Origin of the sequence: Mycobacterium sp., assembly GCF_035570115.1 — a bacterium.
GTDB lineage: Bacteria > Actinomycetota > Actinomycetes > Mycobacteriales > Mycobacteriaceae > Mycobacterium.
Genome location: NZ_DATMLH010000287.1, coordinates 1 through 16,051, shown reverse-complemented (window position 1 = coordinate 16,051; position 16,051 = coordinate 1). Strand labels below are relative to the sequence as shown.

16 protein-coding genes and 1 riboswitch are annotated in these 16,051 nt (G+C 63.7%); of the genes, 8 read left to right on the top strand and 8 right to left on the bottom strand.

The genetic code is table 11. The annotated features are described in order from the left end of the window. Positions 1-649: ABC transporter permease (locus VNW74_RS27225; protein WP_325682653.1), on the top strand; the 649-nt coding region annotated here is incomplete at its 5' end. A 232-nt stretch (positions 650-881) separates the two neighbouring features. Continuing rightward, positions 882-1,874, top strand: coding sequence for an alpha/beta hydrolase family protein (locus tag VNW74_RS27220; protein WP_325682651.1), 993 nt, complete (start codon positions 882-884; stop codon positions 1,872-1,874). Between the two features lie 65 nt (positions 1,875-1,939). On the opposite strand, the gene VNW74_RS27215 is transcribed toward VNW74_RS27220, so the two are convergent. The 5 genes from VNW74_RS27215 to VNW74_RS27195 all read right to left on the bottom strand — a co-directional run bounded on the left by VNW74_RS27215 (position 1,940) and on the right by VNW74_RS27195 (position 7,545). Next, complete coding sequence (locus VNW74_RS27215) at positions 1,940-2,620, bottom strand: YoaK family protein (RefSeq protein WP_325682649.1); 681 nt, start codon at positions 2,618-2,620, stop codon at positions 1,940-1,942. 66 nt (positions 2,621-2,686) lie between these two features. Beyond that, positions 2,687-4,018, bottom strand: coding sequence for a maltokinase N-terminal cap-like domain-containing protein (locus VNW74_RS27210; RefSeq protein ID WP_325682647.1), 1,332 nt, complete (start codon positions 4,016-4,018; stop codon positions 2,687-2,689). Beyond that, the gene (gene treS / locus VNW74_RS27205) at positions 4,015-5,784 is read right to left on the bottom strand and encodes a maltose alpha-D-glucosyltransferase (RefSeq protein ID WP_414686792.1); all 1,770 of its coding nucleotides are present in this window, start codon (positions 5,782-5,784) and stop codon (positions 4,015-4,017) included. The genes VNW74_RS27210 and treS overlap by 4 nt, the downstream gene beginning before the upstream one ends. Positions 5,785-5,877: 93 nt before the next feature. Then, a complete protein-coding gene (locus VNW74_RS27200) occupies positions 5,878-6,906 on the bottom strand; it encodes a S1C family serine protease (RefSeq protein WP_325682643.1) in 1,029 nt (342 codons plus the stop codon). 177 nt (positions 6,907-7,083) lie between these two features. After that, the gene (locus VNW74_RS27195; RefSeq protein WP_325682641.1) at positions 7,084-7,545 is read right to left on the bottom strand and encodes a nuclear transport factor 2 family protein; all 462 of its coding nucleotides are present in this window, start codon (positions 7,543-7,545) and stop codon (positions 7,084-7,086) included. Between the two features lie 79 nt (positions 7,546-7,624). Here VNW74_RS27195 and VNW74_RS27190 point away from each other — a divergent pair, with 79 nt between their 5' ends. From VNW74_RS27190 to VNW74_RS27180, 3 genes are all read left to right on the top strand, one after another. After that, on the top strand, positions 7,625-8,386 hold the full coding sequence (locus VNW74_RS27190) for an SDR family NAD(P)-dependent oxidoreductase (protein ID WP_325682639.1): 762 nt from the start codon (positions 7,625-7,627) through the stop codon (positions 8,384-8,386). Between the two features lie 63 nt (positions 8,387-8,449). After that, positions 8,450-8,857 (top strand): TIGR03668 family PPOX class F420-dependent oxidoreductase, encoded by a 408-nt coding sequence (locus VNW74_RS27185; RefSeq protein WP_325682637.1) that lies wholly within the window; start codon positions 8,450-8,452, stop codon positions 8,855-8,857. Between the two features lie 115 nt (positions 8,858-8,972). Continuing rightward, on the top strand, positions 8,973-11,120 hold the full coding sequence (locus tag VNW74_RS27180; protein ID WP_325682636.1) for an elongation factor G-like protein EF-G2: 2,148 nt from the start codon (positions 8,973-8,975) through the stop codon (positions 11,118-11,120). An 11-nt stretch (positions 11,121-11,131) separates the two neighbouring features. Here the strand turns inward: VNW74_RS27180 and VNW74_RS27175 are convergent, their stop codons facing one another. After that, positions 11,132-11,776, bottom strand: coding sequence for an isochorismatase family cysteine hydrolase (locus tag VNW74_RS27175; RefSeq protein ID WP_325682634.1), 645 nt, complete (start codon positions 11,774-11,776; stop codon positions 11,132-11,134). 285 nt (positions 11,777-12,061) lie between these two features. On the opposite strand from VNW74_RS27175, the gene VNW74_RS27170 reads away from it, so the two are divergent. Beyond that, positions 12,062-12,772 (top strand): L,D-transpeptidase, encoded by a 711-nt coding sequence (locus tag VNW74_RS27170; protein ID WP_414686793.1) that lies wholly within the window; start codon positions 12,062-12,064, stop codon positions 12,770-12,772. A 139-nt stretch (positions 12,773-12,911) separates the two neighbouring features. After that, positions 12,912-13,853 (top strand): NADP-dependent oxidoreductase, encoded by a 942-nt coding sequence (locus VNW74_RS27165; RefSeq protein ID WP_325682630.1) that lies wholly within the window; start codon positions 12,912-12,914, stop codon positions 13,851-13,853. 31 nt (positions 13,854-13,884) lie between these two features. On the opposite strand, the gene VNW74_RS27160 is transcribed toward VNW74_RS27165, so the two are convergent. Further along, complete coding sequence (locus tag VNW74_RS27160; protein WP_325682628.1) at positions 13,885-14,226, bottom strand: hypothetical protein; 342 nt, start codon at positions 14,224-14,226, stop codon at positions 13,885-13,887. Between the two features lie 333 nt (positions 14,227-14,559). Further along, positions 14,560-14,733: riboswitch (M-box (ykoK) riboswitch) on the bottom strand. 168 nt (positions 14,734-14,901) lie between these two features. Here VNW74_RS27160 and VNW74_RS27155 point away from each other — a divergent pair. Next, positions 14,902-15,561 (top strand): O-methyltransferase, encoded by a 660-nt coding sequence (locus VNW74_RS27155; RefSeq protein ID WP_325682626.1) that lies wholly within the window; start codon positions 14,902-14,904, stop codon positions 15,559-15,561. A gap of 6 nt (positions 15,562-15,567) precedes the next feature. Here VNW74_RS27155 and VNW74_RS27150 read toward each other — a convergent pair. Next, positions 15,568-16,051, bottom strand: a 484-nt coding sequence (locus VNW74_RS27150) for an SGNH hydrolase domain-containing protein (protein WP_325682624.1), incomplete at its 5' end; no start/stop codon positions are given.

The following is a 16,051-nucleotide window of genomic DNA, read 5'->3' as shown; positions in this document are numbered from 1 at the left end:
ACTGATCTTCGGCACCACGTTCAGCAAGCTGCACGTGATCAACACCGGGCCGGTGTCCTACCTGGCGTTCCTGGCGCCGGGCATCATCGCCCAGTCGGCGCTGTTCATCTCGATCTTTTATGGCATCCAGATCATCTGGGACCGCGACGCCGGCATCCTGGCCAAGCTGATGGTGACGCCGTCGCCCGCGTCGGCGCTGATCTCCGGCAAGGCGTTCGCGGCGGGCGTGCGATCGGTGGCCCAGGTCGTCGGCGTGTTGGCGCTGGCCTATGCGATGGGCATCGGGCTGACGATCAACCCGCTGCGGATCCTGGCCGCGATGGCCGTCGTGATGCTGGGTTCGGCGTTTTTCGCCTGCCTGTCGATGACGTTGGCCGGCCTGGTGCGCAGCCGCGACCGGCTGATGGGAATCGGCCAGGCGATCACCATGCCCCTGTTCTTTGCGTCCAACGCGCTGTATCCGGTCGACGCCATGCCGGCCTGGCTGCGTGTGCTCAGCACGGTCAACCCGCTCAGTTACGAAGTCCACGCCCTACGGGCGCTGCTGATCGGCACACCGTTCAACCCGCTGGACGTCGTGGTATTGGCGGTTGCGGCGATTCTCGGAATTGCCGCTGCCTCAACGCTTTTGCGACGCTTGGTCAGATAGATCACGAATATGTAACGCCCCCTGCTGAATTCGATTCGGCAGGGGCTACTTCGTTCTCGGGCAGCTCCGAGTCGGAATCGTTATCTCCGGGTAACGCTTCGAGCCTCAATCGTTAGCGAACCGCGATCGCACACCCCGAGGTGACTAACAGGCTTGTAGTTACTTGCGTGTTTGACTGCCACAGACAGCTATTCGACCGCTTATGCGGCAAATGAAAGTTGGGATAGGAGCTATGAAGTTCGCAGAGAAGTTCCGCGGTGCGGCGTCGCGTTTGCCGCGCCGACTGGCAATCGCGACCATCGGGGCAGCACTGCTGGCCGGTGTGGTCGGTGCTATCGGCGGCTCGGCGACCGTGGGGGCGTTCTCCAAGAAGGGCCTGCCGGTCGAGTATCTACAAGTACCCTCTGCGGCGATGGGCCGCAGCATCAAGGTCCAGTTCCAGGGCGGCGGACCGCACGCGGTCTACCTGCTCGACGGGCTGCGCGCCCAAGACGACTTCAACGGCTGGGACATCAACACTCCCGCGTTCGAGGAGTACTACCAGTCCGGCCTTTCGGTGATCATGCCGGTTGGCGGACAGTCCAGCTTCTACAGCGACTGGTACCAGCCAGCCTGCGGCAAAACGGGCTGCCAGACCTACAAGTGGGAAACGTTTGTGACCAGGGAACTTCCGACGTACCTGCAGGCCAACCGGGGTATCTCGCCGAATGGTAATGCTGCGGTGGGTCTTTCGATGTCGGGTGGCTCCGCACTGATTCTGGCCGCGTACTACCCGCAGCAGTTCTCCTACGCGGGATCGCTGTCGGGCTTCCTGAACCCGTCCGAGGGCTGGTGGCCGACGCTGATCGGTCTGGCGATGGGCGACGCGGGCGGTTACAACGCCACCAACATGTGGGGTCCGACGAGCGACCCGGCGTGGAAGCGCAACGACCCGATGGTCCAGATCCCTCGGCTGGTGCAAAACAACACCCGCATTTGGGTCTACTGCGGCAACGGCACTCCGAACGACCTTGGCGGCGACAGCATGCCGGCCAAGTTCCTCGAGCAATTCACGCTGCGCACCAACGAGCAGTTCCGTGACAACTACGCGGCCGCGGGCGGCAACAACGCCACGTTCAACTTCCCGCCCAATGGGACGCATGACTGGGGTTACTGGAACCAGCAACTGGTCGCCATGAAGCCCGACATCCAGCGGACGCTGAGCGCTGCTCAAGCCGCCACCTGACATACCCTCCGACACATCGGCAGCAGCGCACCCCCGGCGCTGCTGCCGATGTTTTTCGCTGGGCGCTAATCCAGCAGCGCGCGACGGTCCTGGTGGAAATAGGTGTATCCGGTTGTCAACGCGCACACCACCGAAGCGGAAATCAGCATGCCGGTCCCATTGACCACCAAGCTGATGCAGCCTCCTAAAGCGGCGCCCAACACGAAGCTGGCGAAGAGTAAAAAGTAGCCGAGCCAATCCGACACGCTTCCGCCCGCGATGTGGCGTTCGATGCCCTGTCCCATCTTGACCAGCGTGCCGGTCACATAACTCAACGGCACCGACACCTCGCCATCCTTGACGAACGACGTGTTCAAAGCGCCAACGCCGAAGACCACCAACATGATCGGCGCGAAGTCGACCAGATTTTCTTCCCACCCCTCATCGATGACGTCCACCAACGTGGCGGCCGCCAGGCTCACGGTCGTGAGCACGGTCGGTCCATGCGGATGCGCCACCCAAAAATGCCGTCTGCACACCGACGCAACCACCACGCCGGCGACGAAGCACAGCATCAGAAGGCCGGCCGCCGCCGACAGCCACGCGTCGCCCCGGAAGTAACCCAGCACGGCACGTTGCGCGTTCCCGGTCATGAATGTGACGAAGTATCCCTCGGAGTGGGTGAATGCCGTCGCACCCAGGATGCCGGCGAGCGCCGCAAGCACCCACGACAACCGCGCCTCACTGTCGAATGTCTCACGCAGCATGAGCACATGCTTTCAGACCGCCGCGGCCCGCGCCTCCTGCCGAGTGCGATGCATATGCCGCTCAAATCAATTAGCCGTCAACTTGGCGATCGACCGCAGCGGAATCGGCAACCAGCCGGGACGGTGCCGAGACTCGTAGCCGGCCTCATAGACGGCCTTGTCCAGTTCGTATGCCGCCAAGATCAGCGCCGAATCACGCGGGTCGATCCCGGATGCGGCCGCATAGCCGTCACAGAACGCAGTACGGTTGCGCTGCACCCACTCTCGGGCGCGCGCGGCGAGCTGTTTGTCGGCGGACTGGTCGACCAACGGTCCGTAGGCCGCGTAGTCAAAGGAACGCATCACGCCCGCCACATCCCGCAACGGCGAATCCGGCGCACGGCGCTCGTCCAGGGGCTGGCCGGGCTCACCTTCGAAGTCGATCAACAGCCAGGACTCCGGCGTGCGCAGCACCTGCCCGAGGTGCAGATCACCGTGCACCCGTTGCACGGTGATCGTCTGCTCCGCCAGCTTCTGGAAACGCTGCTCGATCGGCACTACATACTGCTCGAGCTCGGACACCGCCGCAACCGTCGACGACAACCGCGCGAGCATGGTGTCGACCGGGAAGGGGGCTTGCGACGTGCCGAGGGCTTCGGCGAGCGTGGCGTGCACGGATGCGACGGCTTCACCGAGCCGGTACGACTCGCCGGCGAAGTCCCCGCCGACCTCGTGGGCGTACAGGTCACCTTCTGCGAACAGATCGCGGACACTTGCAGTGGCCATCGCCCAACCCTCAGCCGCATTCGCCGCATACTGGGTCACCATGCCGAGCGGACAGCAGGTATCGGCATTGTTATCAGGCCCCTGCGTGGTCAGCTCGTAGCTGCCGAGCAGTCGTGCCACATGGGGGTTGCCGGCCCGGCCGAGTACCCGATTCAGCTCGATATCGGGGTTGACGCCGGCGCTGACGCGACGGAACACCTTCAGGATGGCGTCTCGCTCGAAGATCACGCTGGTGTTGCTCTGCTCGGCGTCCGACACCCGTGGCGATGCGTCCAGCGGCAGGGTGGCCTCCGGCTCCTTGGTGAATGCCACATCGGAGCGATCCGCGGAGTCCTCGATCAGGGATAGCAGGAATCTCGCCGACGACGGGTCATACAGTGCGTCATAGCCGGTGTGATCGTTGTCGGCGCCGATGGTGGCGACGGTGGTGTACTCGGGAACCGGCGGAGTGTCCCAGCTGACAATCACCTGATAGCGCTCCGCCGAATCGTCGGTGTAAGAGACGTCGACGAGTACCAGGTCAAGACCGTCGCGCAACGTGACCACGTGGCCCGGGTGCGCTTCGGCGATTTCCCGGCCTCGCCCCGCATACCAGCGCTGCTGCGGAAGCCATTCAGACCACGGCAAGTTCATTGCGTCTCCTCTGACTCGGCCAGCTCGAACCAGTAGAACCCGTGGCCTGGCAGCGTCAGTAGGTACGGCAGTTGGCCGATGGGCGGGAACTTGACTTGTCCGGTCAGTTCGACCGGCGTGTAGCCGCTCCAGTGCTGGAGGTTCAATTCGATGGGCTGCGGGAAACGCGACAAATTGTTGACACAAAGCACGACGTCGTCGTCGGCTTCGCGCACGTAGGCCAGTACCGACGGGTTGGATCCACCCATTTCCTCGAACGTACCGACCGCGAATGCCTCATGCCTGCGCCGCACCGCCAACATGGTGCGCGTCCAGTTGAGCAGCGAGGTCGAGGTGTCGCGTTGGGCCTCTACATTCACGGTTTGGTAACCGTAAACCGGATCCTGGCTGGGTGGCACGTACAACCGACCGGGATTGGCGGTGGAAAAGCCGGCGTTGCGGTCGGGGGTCCATTGCATCGGAGTGCGCACCCCGTCGCGATCGCCGAGCCAGATGACATCGCCCATACCGATCTCGTCGCCGTAGTAGATGACCGGGGAGCCGGGCAGCGACAGCAGCAACGCGGTGAACAGCTCGATCTGGTCGGGGTCTTTCTCGAGCAGCGGAGCCAGCCGGCGGCGAATACCCACATTGGCCTTCATCCGTGGGTCCTTGGCGTATTCGGAGTACATGTAGTCGCGCTCGTCGTCGGTGACCATTTCCAGCGTCAGCTCGTCGTGATTACGCAAGAAGATGCCCCACTGCGCCATCTTCGGGATCGGCGGTGTCTGCCCCATGATTTCCGAGATCGGAAAACGCGATTCGCGTCGGACCGCCATGAAGATGCGCGGCATCAGCGGAAAGTGAAATGCCATGTGGCATTCATCGCCACCGGTTTCGGGGTCGCCGAAATATTCGACGACATCACTTGGCCACTGATTTGCCTCGGCAAGCAACACCCGCCCCGGGAATTCGTCGTCGACGACCTTGCGGACGCGCTTGAGGAATGCGTGCGTTTCGGGCAGGTTCTCACAGTTGGTGCCCTCACGTTCGAACAGGTAGGGCACTGCGTCCAGCCGGAACCCGTCGATACCCAGGTCCAGCCAGAACCGCATGACGTCGAGCATCGCCTCCTGAACCGCGGGGTTGTCGTAATTCAGATCCGGCTGGTGGTCGAAGAACCGGTGCCAGTAGAACTGCCGGCGCACGGGGTCAAACGTCCAGTTTGAGTCTTCGGTGTCGACGAAGATGATCCGCGCGTCGGGGTATTTGTCGCTGCTGTCGCTCCACACGTAGTAATCGCCGTATGGCCCGTCGGGGTCGCGGCGCGACTCCTGGAACCACGGGTGTGAATCCGACGTGTGGTTCATCACCAGGTCAGTGATGACCCGGATGCCCCGCCGGTGCGCAGCGTCGAGGAGCTCGACGAAGTCATCGACGGTGCCGAACTCCGGCAGCACCTTGTAGAAGTCCCGGATGTCGTAGCCGCCATCGCGCAACGGTGAGTCGTAGAACGGCGGCAGCCAAATGCAGTCGACGCCCAGCCATTGCAGGTAGTCGATGCGTTCGGTCAGGCCACGCAGGTCGCCGAATCCGTCAGCGTTGGAGTCGTAGAACGCCCTGACCAACACTTCGTAGAAAACCGCGTGTTTGAACCAGGTCGAGTCGGCGGGCAGTTCGCGGGCGTCGGCGAAGTCGTCGGCACTGGGATGTTCGACGACGCCGGCTTCAACGCGACTTCCCCCTGCGGGATCGTGCTCGACGTTATCGTCTCTGTCGCTCGTCAAGTCCACGATGTTACACGTACCCGAGGTGTGCCATCGCAAACCATTTGCACGCCAAACGAATTGAACGCAATCCGGTGAGCTACGCTGCGCAGGTCAGCCCGGCGGACCATCCCCCAGAGTCACGCTGGCGCTGCGACCCCCCAACCCCACCATGACGCTTTCGCCCGGGTGGTGCTGATCAAGAATGTTCGTCAGCGCGGTAGCCGAGTTGACGGGCTGACCGTTGATCGAGGTGATCACATCGCCCGGGGCGAACCCCGCACCGGCGGCGGGACCGGTCGGAATCACCTGCCTGACCACGGCACCCGCGCCACCGGCGGCGTCGTTGACACCGACACCGAGGAATGCCGTCGGACCGATGTGCACCGTCGGGGACCCCCCACCGCCCTGAATCTGCCTGGCGATGGCCATCGCCTCATTGATCGGAATCGCGAAACCTTGCCCGCGGCCCAGGTGGAAGTTCTCGGTCGCGGCGGTGTTCAGGCCGATCACCTGGTTAGCGGAGTTGACGGTGGGCCCACCGGAGTCGCCCGGGCGTATTGCCGCGTCGACCTGCATCAACCCGTTCAGCGTCTCCGTGCTGCCGGTCAACGCGTCGGATGCCGATACGGTCTGGTTCAACCCGACGACGCGGCCTTCCACCGCGCTGGGTGTTCCGCCGGCACCACCGGCGTTGCCCATCGAGACGATCGGTTCGCCGACGGTAACCGTGTCGGAGTTGCCGATGTTGGCAGGCTGCAGTCCGCCTCCGGCAAGTTGCATCACCGCGATGTCATGGTTGCGGTCGAAGCCGATCACCGTGGCCGGGAACGTCTGACCGTTGCCGATGGACCTCACGGTGAGATTGGTCGCGCCGGCGACCACGTGGTTGTTGGTCAGCACCGTGCTAGGACCGATCACAATGCCGGTTCCGGCGCCCACCGCGCTCTGGTATGACAGCTGGGCGTCGACATCGACGATCGTCGGGCCCACCTGCGAGACCGCCGCCAACGCGTCCTGCGGCAGCGGCGGTATCGATGGTGACCCATGCGCGGGCGCTGTGCCCAGGACCAGCCCTGCGACTGTTATCAGGCTGAGCAACCACGATGACCACCGCGGTCTGCGGCGGTGCGATTCGCTCATTCCGTTACCTCCTGCATAGGTTCGAGCCTGATTCAAGTTCGGATTGTCGCAGCGTCGGGGCACCCCCCGCGCGATTTTATTCACTACACCGTAACCGGGGTTTGGGCGTCGGGCATCCCGGCCCATCAGTTGCTGCGCGGTTTGCTGGATGATCGGCGGCCGCCACACGGGCGCTGATCAGGCGGTTCCACCGATCGACGCGATCGGTCGGCTCAGGTGATGGCTGACGTCGGCGACCATGTCCATCAGGGAGTAGTCGCGGAAGGAATACCGCCACCGCCCGTCGACACGCTGGAACCGGTCGTGGTAGCGGCCCGCGACGATGGGCTGCAACGGGAATTCGTCGGTGTGCTGCATCACCGTGTAGTAGCTGCGACACGTAGCGGTGCCTGCGGCCTCGTCGACCTCGATGATCGGGTTGGTGACGACGTGCTTGGTGCGCGGTGTGCCGTCCGGGTACAGCATCACCGTGGACGTCCAGATCCCCAGCATGGTGGCCGCACCAATAGTGCCGTCACCGCCTCCGCCGACCCGCAGGCGAGCGTGCTCGAAGAGTGCCGCCGCCCCCGCGAAGTCGCCGTTGTCCATGCATTCGGCGTAGCGGTACAGCAGGTTGGCGATCTGCGTCTCGGCCGACATACTCATCAACGGTAGTGGCCGACGGTATAGCTTCATAGTTTCTGTTAGACGGCAACTCGACAGCAAAGGTGTCTTTTGCATGGGCGTGCTCAATTCATTCCGACTCGACGACAAAGTCGTGGTCGTGACCGGTGCGTCGTCGGGGCTGGGGGTGGCGTTCGCTCAGGCCTTCGCCGAGGCCGGCGCCGACGTCGTGTTGGGTGCGCGCCGCGTCGACAGGTTGGCCGAGACTGCCGCGCTCGTCGAAGCCGCCGGCCGCAAACCGCTCTCGGTGGCCACCGACGTCGGCGTGCCCGAGCAATGCCAGGCGCTGGTCGACGGCGCGATCCAGGCATTCGGCCGAGTCGACATCCTGATCAACAACGCGGGTGTGGGATCCGCCCTCCCGGCCACCCGAGAGACGCCCGAGCAGTTCCGCTCGGTGATCGACGTCAACCTCAACGGCGCTTACTGGGTGGCGCAGGCCTGCGGGCGGGTCATGCAACCGGGAAGCTCGATCATCAACATCGCCAGCGTCTTGGGGATCACCACCGCCGACCTGCCGCAGGCCGCCTACAGCGCGAGCAAGGCCGCGATCATCGGGCTCACCCGAGATCTCGCGCAGCAGTGGGGCTCCCGCAAGGGAATTCGGGTCAACGCGCTGGCGCCGGGCTTCTTTCGGACCGAGATGACTGACGAGTACAAGCCCGGCTATCTGGAGAGCCAGGCGCACCGCCTGGTGCTGGGCCGCTTGGGCGACCCGCGCGAACTGGCCGCCACCGCTGTTTGGCTGGCATCAGCGGCCGGAGGCTACGTCACCGGTCAGACCATCGTCGTCGACGGCGGCCTGACGATCACCTAAGTCTTTTTTGCGGCCCTTCTGCCCCCTTCTTTGCACCTCATTGCAGCCTCTAAGCTCGGCGTTGTGGTCGACTTCGACCCCAAGGCCAGCTTCGCGGGTGCGCCGGTAGCCCGGCTGGGCACTGTCGCCTCCGACGGGACGCCGCACCTGGTGCCGGTGGTGTTTGCGCTTCGGGACGACGTCGTCTACACCGCTGTCGACGCCAAGCCCAAGACCACCCAGCGGCTGCGCCGGCTGGCCAATATCGAACGACATCCGCTGGTGAGCCTGCTGGTCGACCACTACGCCGACGACTGGACGCAGTTATGGTGGGTCCGGATCGACGGTAGCGCTGCGATACACCACGGCGGCGATGCCCTGCACGCCGGGCACGACCTTTTACGCGCGAAATATGCCCAGTACCAAACGGTTCCGCTGAACGGCCCGGTGATTGCGATCGCGGTCCAGCGGTGGCGCAGCTGGCACGCCTGAGTACCGCTGACGCACGTGGGAATGGGTTCACCGTCCGTTCACCCTTGTGCTGCGCGTGCGCTAAGAGAAAAGTGACATACATCACGATGGCGCCGGGTATGAGGAGAGACACGTCATGGCAGACAAGTCCAACAATTCCCAAAGCGCAGGAGCCGCTCCTGCCGTGGCTGATCCGACCGCCGTACGGAACGTGGTGCTGGTAGGCCCGTCCGGCGGCGGAAAGACCACCCTGGTCGAGGCCCTTCTAGTCGCCTCCGGTGTGCTGTCCAGGCCCGGCTGCATCGCCGACGGCACCACGGTCTGTGATCACGACGAGGCCGAGATTCGCCAGCAGCGGTCCGTTAGCCTCGCCCTGGCGTCGCTGCTGCACGAGGGCGTCAAGGTCAACCTCGTCGACACTCCCGGCTACGCCGACTTCGTCGGCGAACTGCGGGCCGGACTGCGAGCGGCGGATTGCGCTCTCTTCGTGATCGCAGCCAACGAAGACGTCGACGAACCGACCAAGTCGCTCTGGCAGGAGTGCAGCCAGGTCGACATGCCCCGGGCGGTGGTGATCACCAAACTCGACCACGCCAGGGCCAACTATCAGAACGCCCTCGTGACAGCGCAGAATGCGTTCGGCGACAAGGTTTTACCGCTGTATCTGCCCGCCGGCAGCGGGCTGATCGGGCTGCTATCGCAGACGCACTACGAGTACCAGGGCGGCAAGCGGACCACGCATTCGCCGGATTCGTCGTACGCCGATCAGGTCGACGAAGCACGCGGCACGCTGATCGAGGGAATTATCGAGGAATCCGAAGACGAGTCACTGATGGAGCGTTATCTCGACGGCGAGAAGATTGACGAGTCGGTGTTGATCGACGATCTGGAGAAAGCAGTCGCCCGTGGCTCCTTTTTCCCGGTGATTCCGATCTGCAGCAGCACCGGGGTCGGCACGCTCGAGCTTCTGGAGATCGCCACCCGCGGGTTCCCGTCCCCGGCGGAACACCCGCTGCCCGAGGTGTTTACACCGCAGGGTGCCGCGTTCACCAAGGTGACCTGCGGCTCCGACTCGCCATTGCTCGCCGAGGTGGTGAAGACGACGTCAGACCCCTACGTCGGCAGGCTGAGCCTGGTCCGGGTGTTCTCCGGGACCATCAAGCCCGACACGACGGTTCATGTGTCGGGCCATTTCTCGTCTTTCTTCGGCTCATCAAATGGAGTCGGCCACAGCCACGCCGACCACGACGAGGACGAACGCATCGGCGCGCTGTCCTTCCCACTGGGCAAGCAACAGCGACCCGCGTCGGTGGTGCTGCCCGGTGACCTGTGCGCGATCGGCCGACTCAGCCGCGCGGAAACCGGAGACACGCTCTCGGACAAGGCCGAACCGCTGGTGCTCAAACCGTGGAGCATGCCGGAGTCACTGCTGCCGGTGGCTATCCAGGCACACGCCAAGACCGACGAGGACAAGCTGTCGGTCGGGTTGGGGCGGTTGGCCGCCGAGGACCCGACGTTGCGAATCGAGCAGAATCCGGAGACGCATCAGGTTGTGCTGTGGTGCATGGGTGAGGCGCACGCCGGCGTGGTACTCGACGCGCTGGCGAATCGGTACGGTGTCGCGGTGGACACCGTCGCACTGCGGGTTCCTCTGCGGGAAACGTTCGGCGGCAAGGCAAAAGGCCATGGCCGACATGTCAAGCAGTCCGGCGGACATGGCCAGTACGCCGTCTGCGACATCGAAGTCGAACCGTTGCCGGAGGGGTCGGGTTTCGAGTTCGTCGACAAGGTGGTCGGCGGCGCAGTGCCGCGGCAGTTCATCCCGAGCGTGGAGAAGGGGGTGCGCGCTCAGATGGAAAAGGGCGTGCACGCCGGCTACCCCGTGGTCGACATCCGCGTCACGCTGCTCGACGGCAAGGCGCACAGCGTTGACTCGTCGGATTTCGCGTTCCAGATGGCCGGTTCGCACGGGCTGAAGGAGGCCGCGGCCGCGACCAAGGTAACCCTGCTCGAGCCGATCGACGAGATCTCGGTGCTGATACCCGACGATCTGGTCGGCGCGGTGATGGGCGATCTGTCCGGGCGCCGCGGCCGGGTGTTGGGTACCGACACCGCCGGCAACGACCGCACCCTGGTGAGGGCCGAAGTGCCGCAGGTCGAGCTGACCCGTTACGCCATCGACTTGCGCTCGCTGTCACACGGGGCGGCGTCGTTCACCCGCTCCTTCGCTCGGTACGAACCCATGCCGGAATCCGCTGCTGCCCGGGTGAAATCCACGGACTGAGGGGTGGGGCTCTACCCCTGACGCAGCCAATCCAGGGTCGCCGACAGGTCGCGAACATCGACGCCTATTGCCCGGGATTCCTTGACGCCTCGGTCATCGAGCCCGGACAACGCATCTGATACCAGCACGATTCGGAAGTCGCGTTCAGAGGCCTCGTAGATGGACGTGCGTGGGCAATTCGGAAAATTGCAACCGGCGAAAACCAGTGTGTCACTGCCGGTATCGCGAATATGCTGCTCGAGCTTGGTCTGGTAGAACGCGCCCCACCGCGGCTTGTAGATTACGTGTTCCCGTGGACCGACTTGTTGCAGTTCGCCACTGAGCAACAATTCATGGTCCAATTCAACAGGATTGGGCAACAACTCCTCGGCGATCTGGGAGCCCACGCTGCCGGGGACCGCGTAGCGCGCACCCTTTTCGATCGCCTGTTTGCGCACCAGGTCGGCGTTCGAGCCATCTGCACGGTAGAGACGCACGACGTGCACGATCGGCAGTGCGCGGTCACGAAATTCGCTTGTCAACCTCGCCATGGCCGGAATGGCCGTCTTGGTGCCCTCGATGGGCAACGGAGCGTCGTCGGCATAGAAGTCGCGTTGGACGTCGATCAGGACCAGTGCCGCCGAACCGGACCGCGGCTGGGTGTACGGATCGATCATGCGTTTGGTGTAGCACGGCGATCTGCGCTTGCCAACTTGCAGGTAACTGGACGAGTTTCAGATCACGATACGGACTCATTTGCATAGCCAAACAGGCACGTTAATGGATTTTTGCTCGGCTAATCCCGACTTGCCTATTTCACGATCCGTTTGCTGAGCGCCCGATAGGGTACATATTAGAGATACACAATGTAAGCGCTTCGGGCTTGCACCATCTCGGAGGTCGACACCGTGCGTACAGCGATTCGAAAAGTGTGGCTCGCGGCGGCAGTTGCCGTGCTGGCCATGGCGGGATCGGGCGCCCCGAGTGTGGCAGCGATCGCGCCCCCCGATCCGGCCGCCGGCACAGGCGGCATAGCCTCGATCCAGCCGGCAAACGGCGCGGTGGTCGGTGTGGCCCATCCGGTGATCGTCACGTTCACCGGGCCGGTCAACGATCGGGCAGCCGCCGAACGGGCGATCAAGATCACCGCGCCGAACCACATCACCGGACGGTTCGACTGGGTCGACAACAACGTCGTGCAATGGATTCCGGACGGCTACTGGCCCGCGCACAGCCACGTCGGTGTTACGGTGCACGCCTTGTCAACCGGCTTCGACACCGGCGACGAGGTGGTCGGTGTCGCCAGCATCTCGCAGCACACCTTCACCGTCAGCCAAAACGGCGAGGTGCTACGCACGATGCCGGCGTCGATGGGTAAACCGACCCGCCCGACGCCGATGGGCAACTACACCGCCCTGTCCAAGGAGCGCACCGTCCGGATGGATTCGCGGACGATCGGGATCCCGTTGAGCTCGCCGGAGGGATACGACATCGTCGCCTCGTATGCCGTCCGGGTGACCTGGAGTGGCGTGTACGTACATTCGGCGCCCTGGTCGGTGGATTCACAGGGGTATGCCAACGTCAGCCACGGCTGCATCAACCTCAGCCCGGACAATGCCGCGTGGTACTTCAACACCGTTCATGTTGGTGACCCGATCAACGTGGTCGCCTAGCCGCGTCGTCTGACGTCGTATCGGCGGTGCCGACGAACCCTGTGGCGACGGTCACACTCGCTCGTGGAAGACACGGGCGAGCCGTTGAGTTTGCGCCTACAGATGGCCCGAGGAACGGTGCCCGGAGAGGGAGATCAGCATGACAGCTACCAAGGCGCGCGCGGTCCGTTTCGATCGTTACGGTGGGCGCGACGTGCTGTACATCGCCGATATCGACATGCCAGTTCCCCGTGCGGGCGAGGCGCTCGTCGAGGTTCGCGCCGCGGGAATCAACCCCGGCGAGGCGGCCATTCGCAGCGGCGCAATGCATGAACAATTCCCCGCCACCTTTCCCTCCGGCGAAGGCAGCGACCTGGCCGGTGTTGTCGTCGAGGTCGGCAGTCCTTCAATCGGGGATAGCGATTTCGCTGTCGGAGACGAGGTGCTCGGGTTCAGCTTTCAGCGGTCCAGCCACGCCACTCATACCGCCGTCCCCGTTGATCAGCTGATCCATAAGCCGCCGCAGCTGAGCTGGGAAGCCGCCGGGTCTCTCTACGTCGTCGCTGCAACGGCATACGCCGCGGTCCACTCGGTGGCACCACAACCGGGCGAGACGGTCGCGGTCTCGGCCGCGGCCGGCGGAGTCGGCAGCCTGGTCGTGCAGTTGTTGGCGCTGCGCGACGTTCGCGTGCTGGGTATCGCGTCGGCAGGCAATGCCGAGTGGCTGCGCGCGCACGGTGTCGTTCCGGTCGAATACGGCGAGGGGTTAGCCCAACGACTGCGCGATGCCGCACCGGATGGCATCGACGCGTTCATCGATCTGTTCGGACCGGACTATGTTCAGCTCGCCGTTGACCTCGGGGTGCAGCCGCAGCGCGTCGACACCATCATCTCCTTCCAGAAAGCGGCCGAGGTCGGCGCGAAGACCGAAGGTAGCGCCGAGGCGTCGACACCGGCGGTGCTGAGCGAAATCGCCAATTTGATCGTTTCTGGCGCAATCGATTTCGACGTCGCCGCCACCTATCCTCTCGACCGGGTCGCCGATGCTTACGAAGAGCTCGAGCAGCGGCACACCCACGGAAAGATCGTCCTGCTGCCGTGAGTTCAGCCAACCGATGCCGGCGTCGTCCTCGCTAGGAGGCGGATGCCCGCCCATCGAGGCCGTGATCACCGTCGGCGGAATTCACGACAAATAACGGCTTCTTGCCAATCCGGCTGCGGTAATACGACCAGGGCGGCCGCTGCTCTGCCGGAACGCCCACCATCTGGTCGAGCAGGTTGGTGGCATGCAGCGCAACGGCGACTTGACGCTGGATACGCCCTAAGTCGCTGAAAGCCCTGAACATGTCATCGCAGCCGGCCTGGGGAACGCTGCTTGCTGAACTTACTGTGAGCAGCTCCAGCGCATCGAGCAGGGCTGCCCGGACGTCTCCGCACGCCCGGTGAACCTGGCGCTCGGGATTAGGCCGTGCCATGACTACCACCTCGATCTGCTTGTGTGAGACGAAATTCCATGATTGTCTCCTGTCGGGAAGCCCCGACCGACCAGCACAAGTCATTACGACCGCTGAGCAAATTTCGCGCACGCCACATCACCCCTGCCTCAAATACGGGCAAGCACAATCGAAGTAGCGTCCGAGAAAGGCTCAGACAACAGAAGCAATGCCGCGACCGGATCGGGACGAAACGAACTTCGAATACGGATGCGGACTATCGCACGGACTCACCTCGCCCATCACCTCCTCGCGGCCAGGACACACGGGGGTGTCACCGAGTTGCGCGCACCTGAAGGATTCGACGCCAGCGGCGACGCACCCCTCTCGTCGGAGCTTCGGCACTGCACGGCGTATCCGGAGTCTCATCCGGAAGCCACTTGGGCTCAACCCTTAGGCCGGGAAGAGCTGTCCTGACCCGGGGCGTCTTTCGACGTTCGGGGTCAGTGGCCTGTATCCATGCAGACGCCTCACCTACCGAGGTGCTTGCGACTCCATCCTGGCACCGGAAGCGGTGCAGGTCAAACATTATTGGAAAAGAACTTGCGGTCAGCCGCGCGTCAGTCCAGATCAGAACGTTCACGGCGAGGGTCCCGCACGCGTCGTCAGCCGTAGGGAGAACCCAACTTGCGGTCGGCGCGGCCTAGGCTCGACGGTATGTCCACCACACTGCAAGATCACCGGGTCGCAACAGCCCTTGACCGGATGTACACCGAGACGAGGGAACAGACGCCGCGGTTGCGCGACATGCGAAGTGCGATGTCTACGGCGAGAACCGCACAGGAACGCGCCGATGCGATGAGCACGTTCTACATCCCGGTTACGCCGGAGGCCGGCCGGCTGCTGTACTCGTTGGTACGAGCAACTCGTCCCGCAACCATCGTGGAATTCGGTATGTCCTTTGGTATTTCAGCGCTTCATCTGGCCTCGGCGGTGCGCGACAACGGTAGCGGCCGAGTGGTGACCACTGAGCTCAGCGCGGACAAGATCGCCGCTGCGAAGCAGACTTTCGTCGAAACCGGGTTGGACGACCTGATCACCATCCTGGAAGGCGACGCGCTTTCTACACTTGCCGGTCTGGACGGACCGGTCGGTTTCGTGTTGCTCGACGGATGGAAGGAGCTGTACCTCCCGGTGATCAAGCTGCTCGAACCACATCTGTCGCCGGGAGCCCTCGTCGTCGCCGACAACACGGAGATGTCAGACGCGAAGCCCTACCTCGATTACGTCCGAAACGTCGAGAAAGGCTACGTGAGCGTCAATTTCGCCGCCCGTGAAAGCGACAGCATGGAAATCAGCTGTCGCGTCGGCGACTAGCTGCCGCTATCGCAACGATTTCTCGAGCCACGGCGTCAGCCACTTCACGCCTTCCTCGGTCAAGTGGACGCCGTCGCTTCGCACCGGGATCCCATCGACCTTGGCCGTGTACACGCCCTCCGGGCAAAGCTTCTTGTTGAGGTCGAGTATCCGCACACCTGTCCGATGCCCAATAGTCCTGTCTAATAACATGTTCCACTTTTTCACTCGGTCGGGTTGATCCTCGGGATACAAGCTCCCATCCGGCTGTTCACCGCGCCGGCTGTAGGGCAGGTTGGTAACGGTCAGTGGGGCTCCGCTGGAGCTGAGGATGTCCACCGCCTGCCGCAACTCGCTGGTCAGATAGGCGTCGAACGCCGGTTCGCCGATGTGGGTCCATCTTCCCTCGTTGACTCGATCGACCGTTTCCCAGCGGCCGGCGATCAGCAGGATGGCGTCCGGCCGGTCGATGGCGATCTCTGATCTCCACCTGCCGGGCCATGCCTCACAT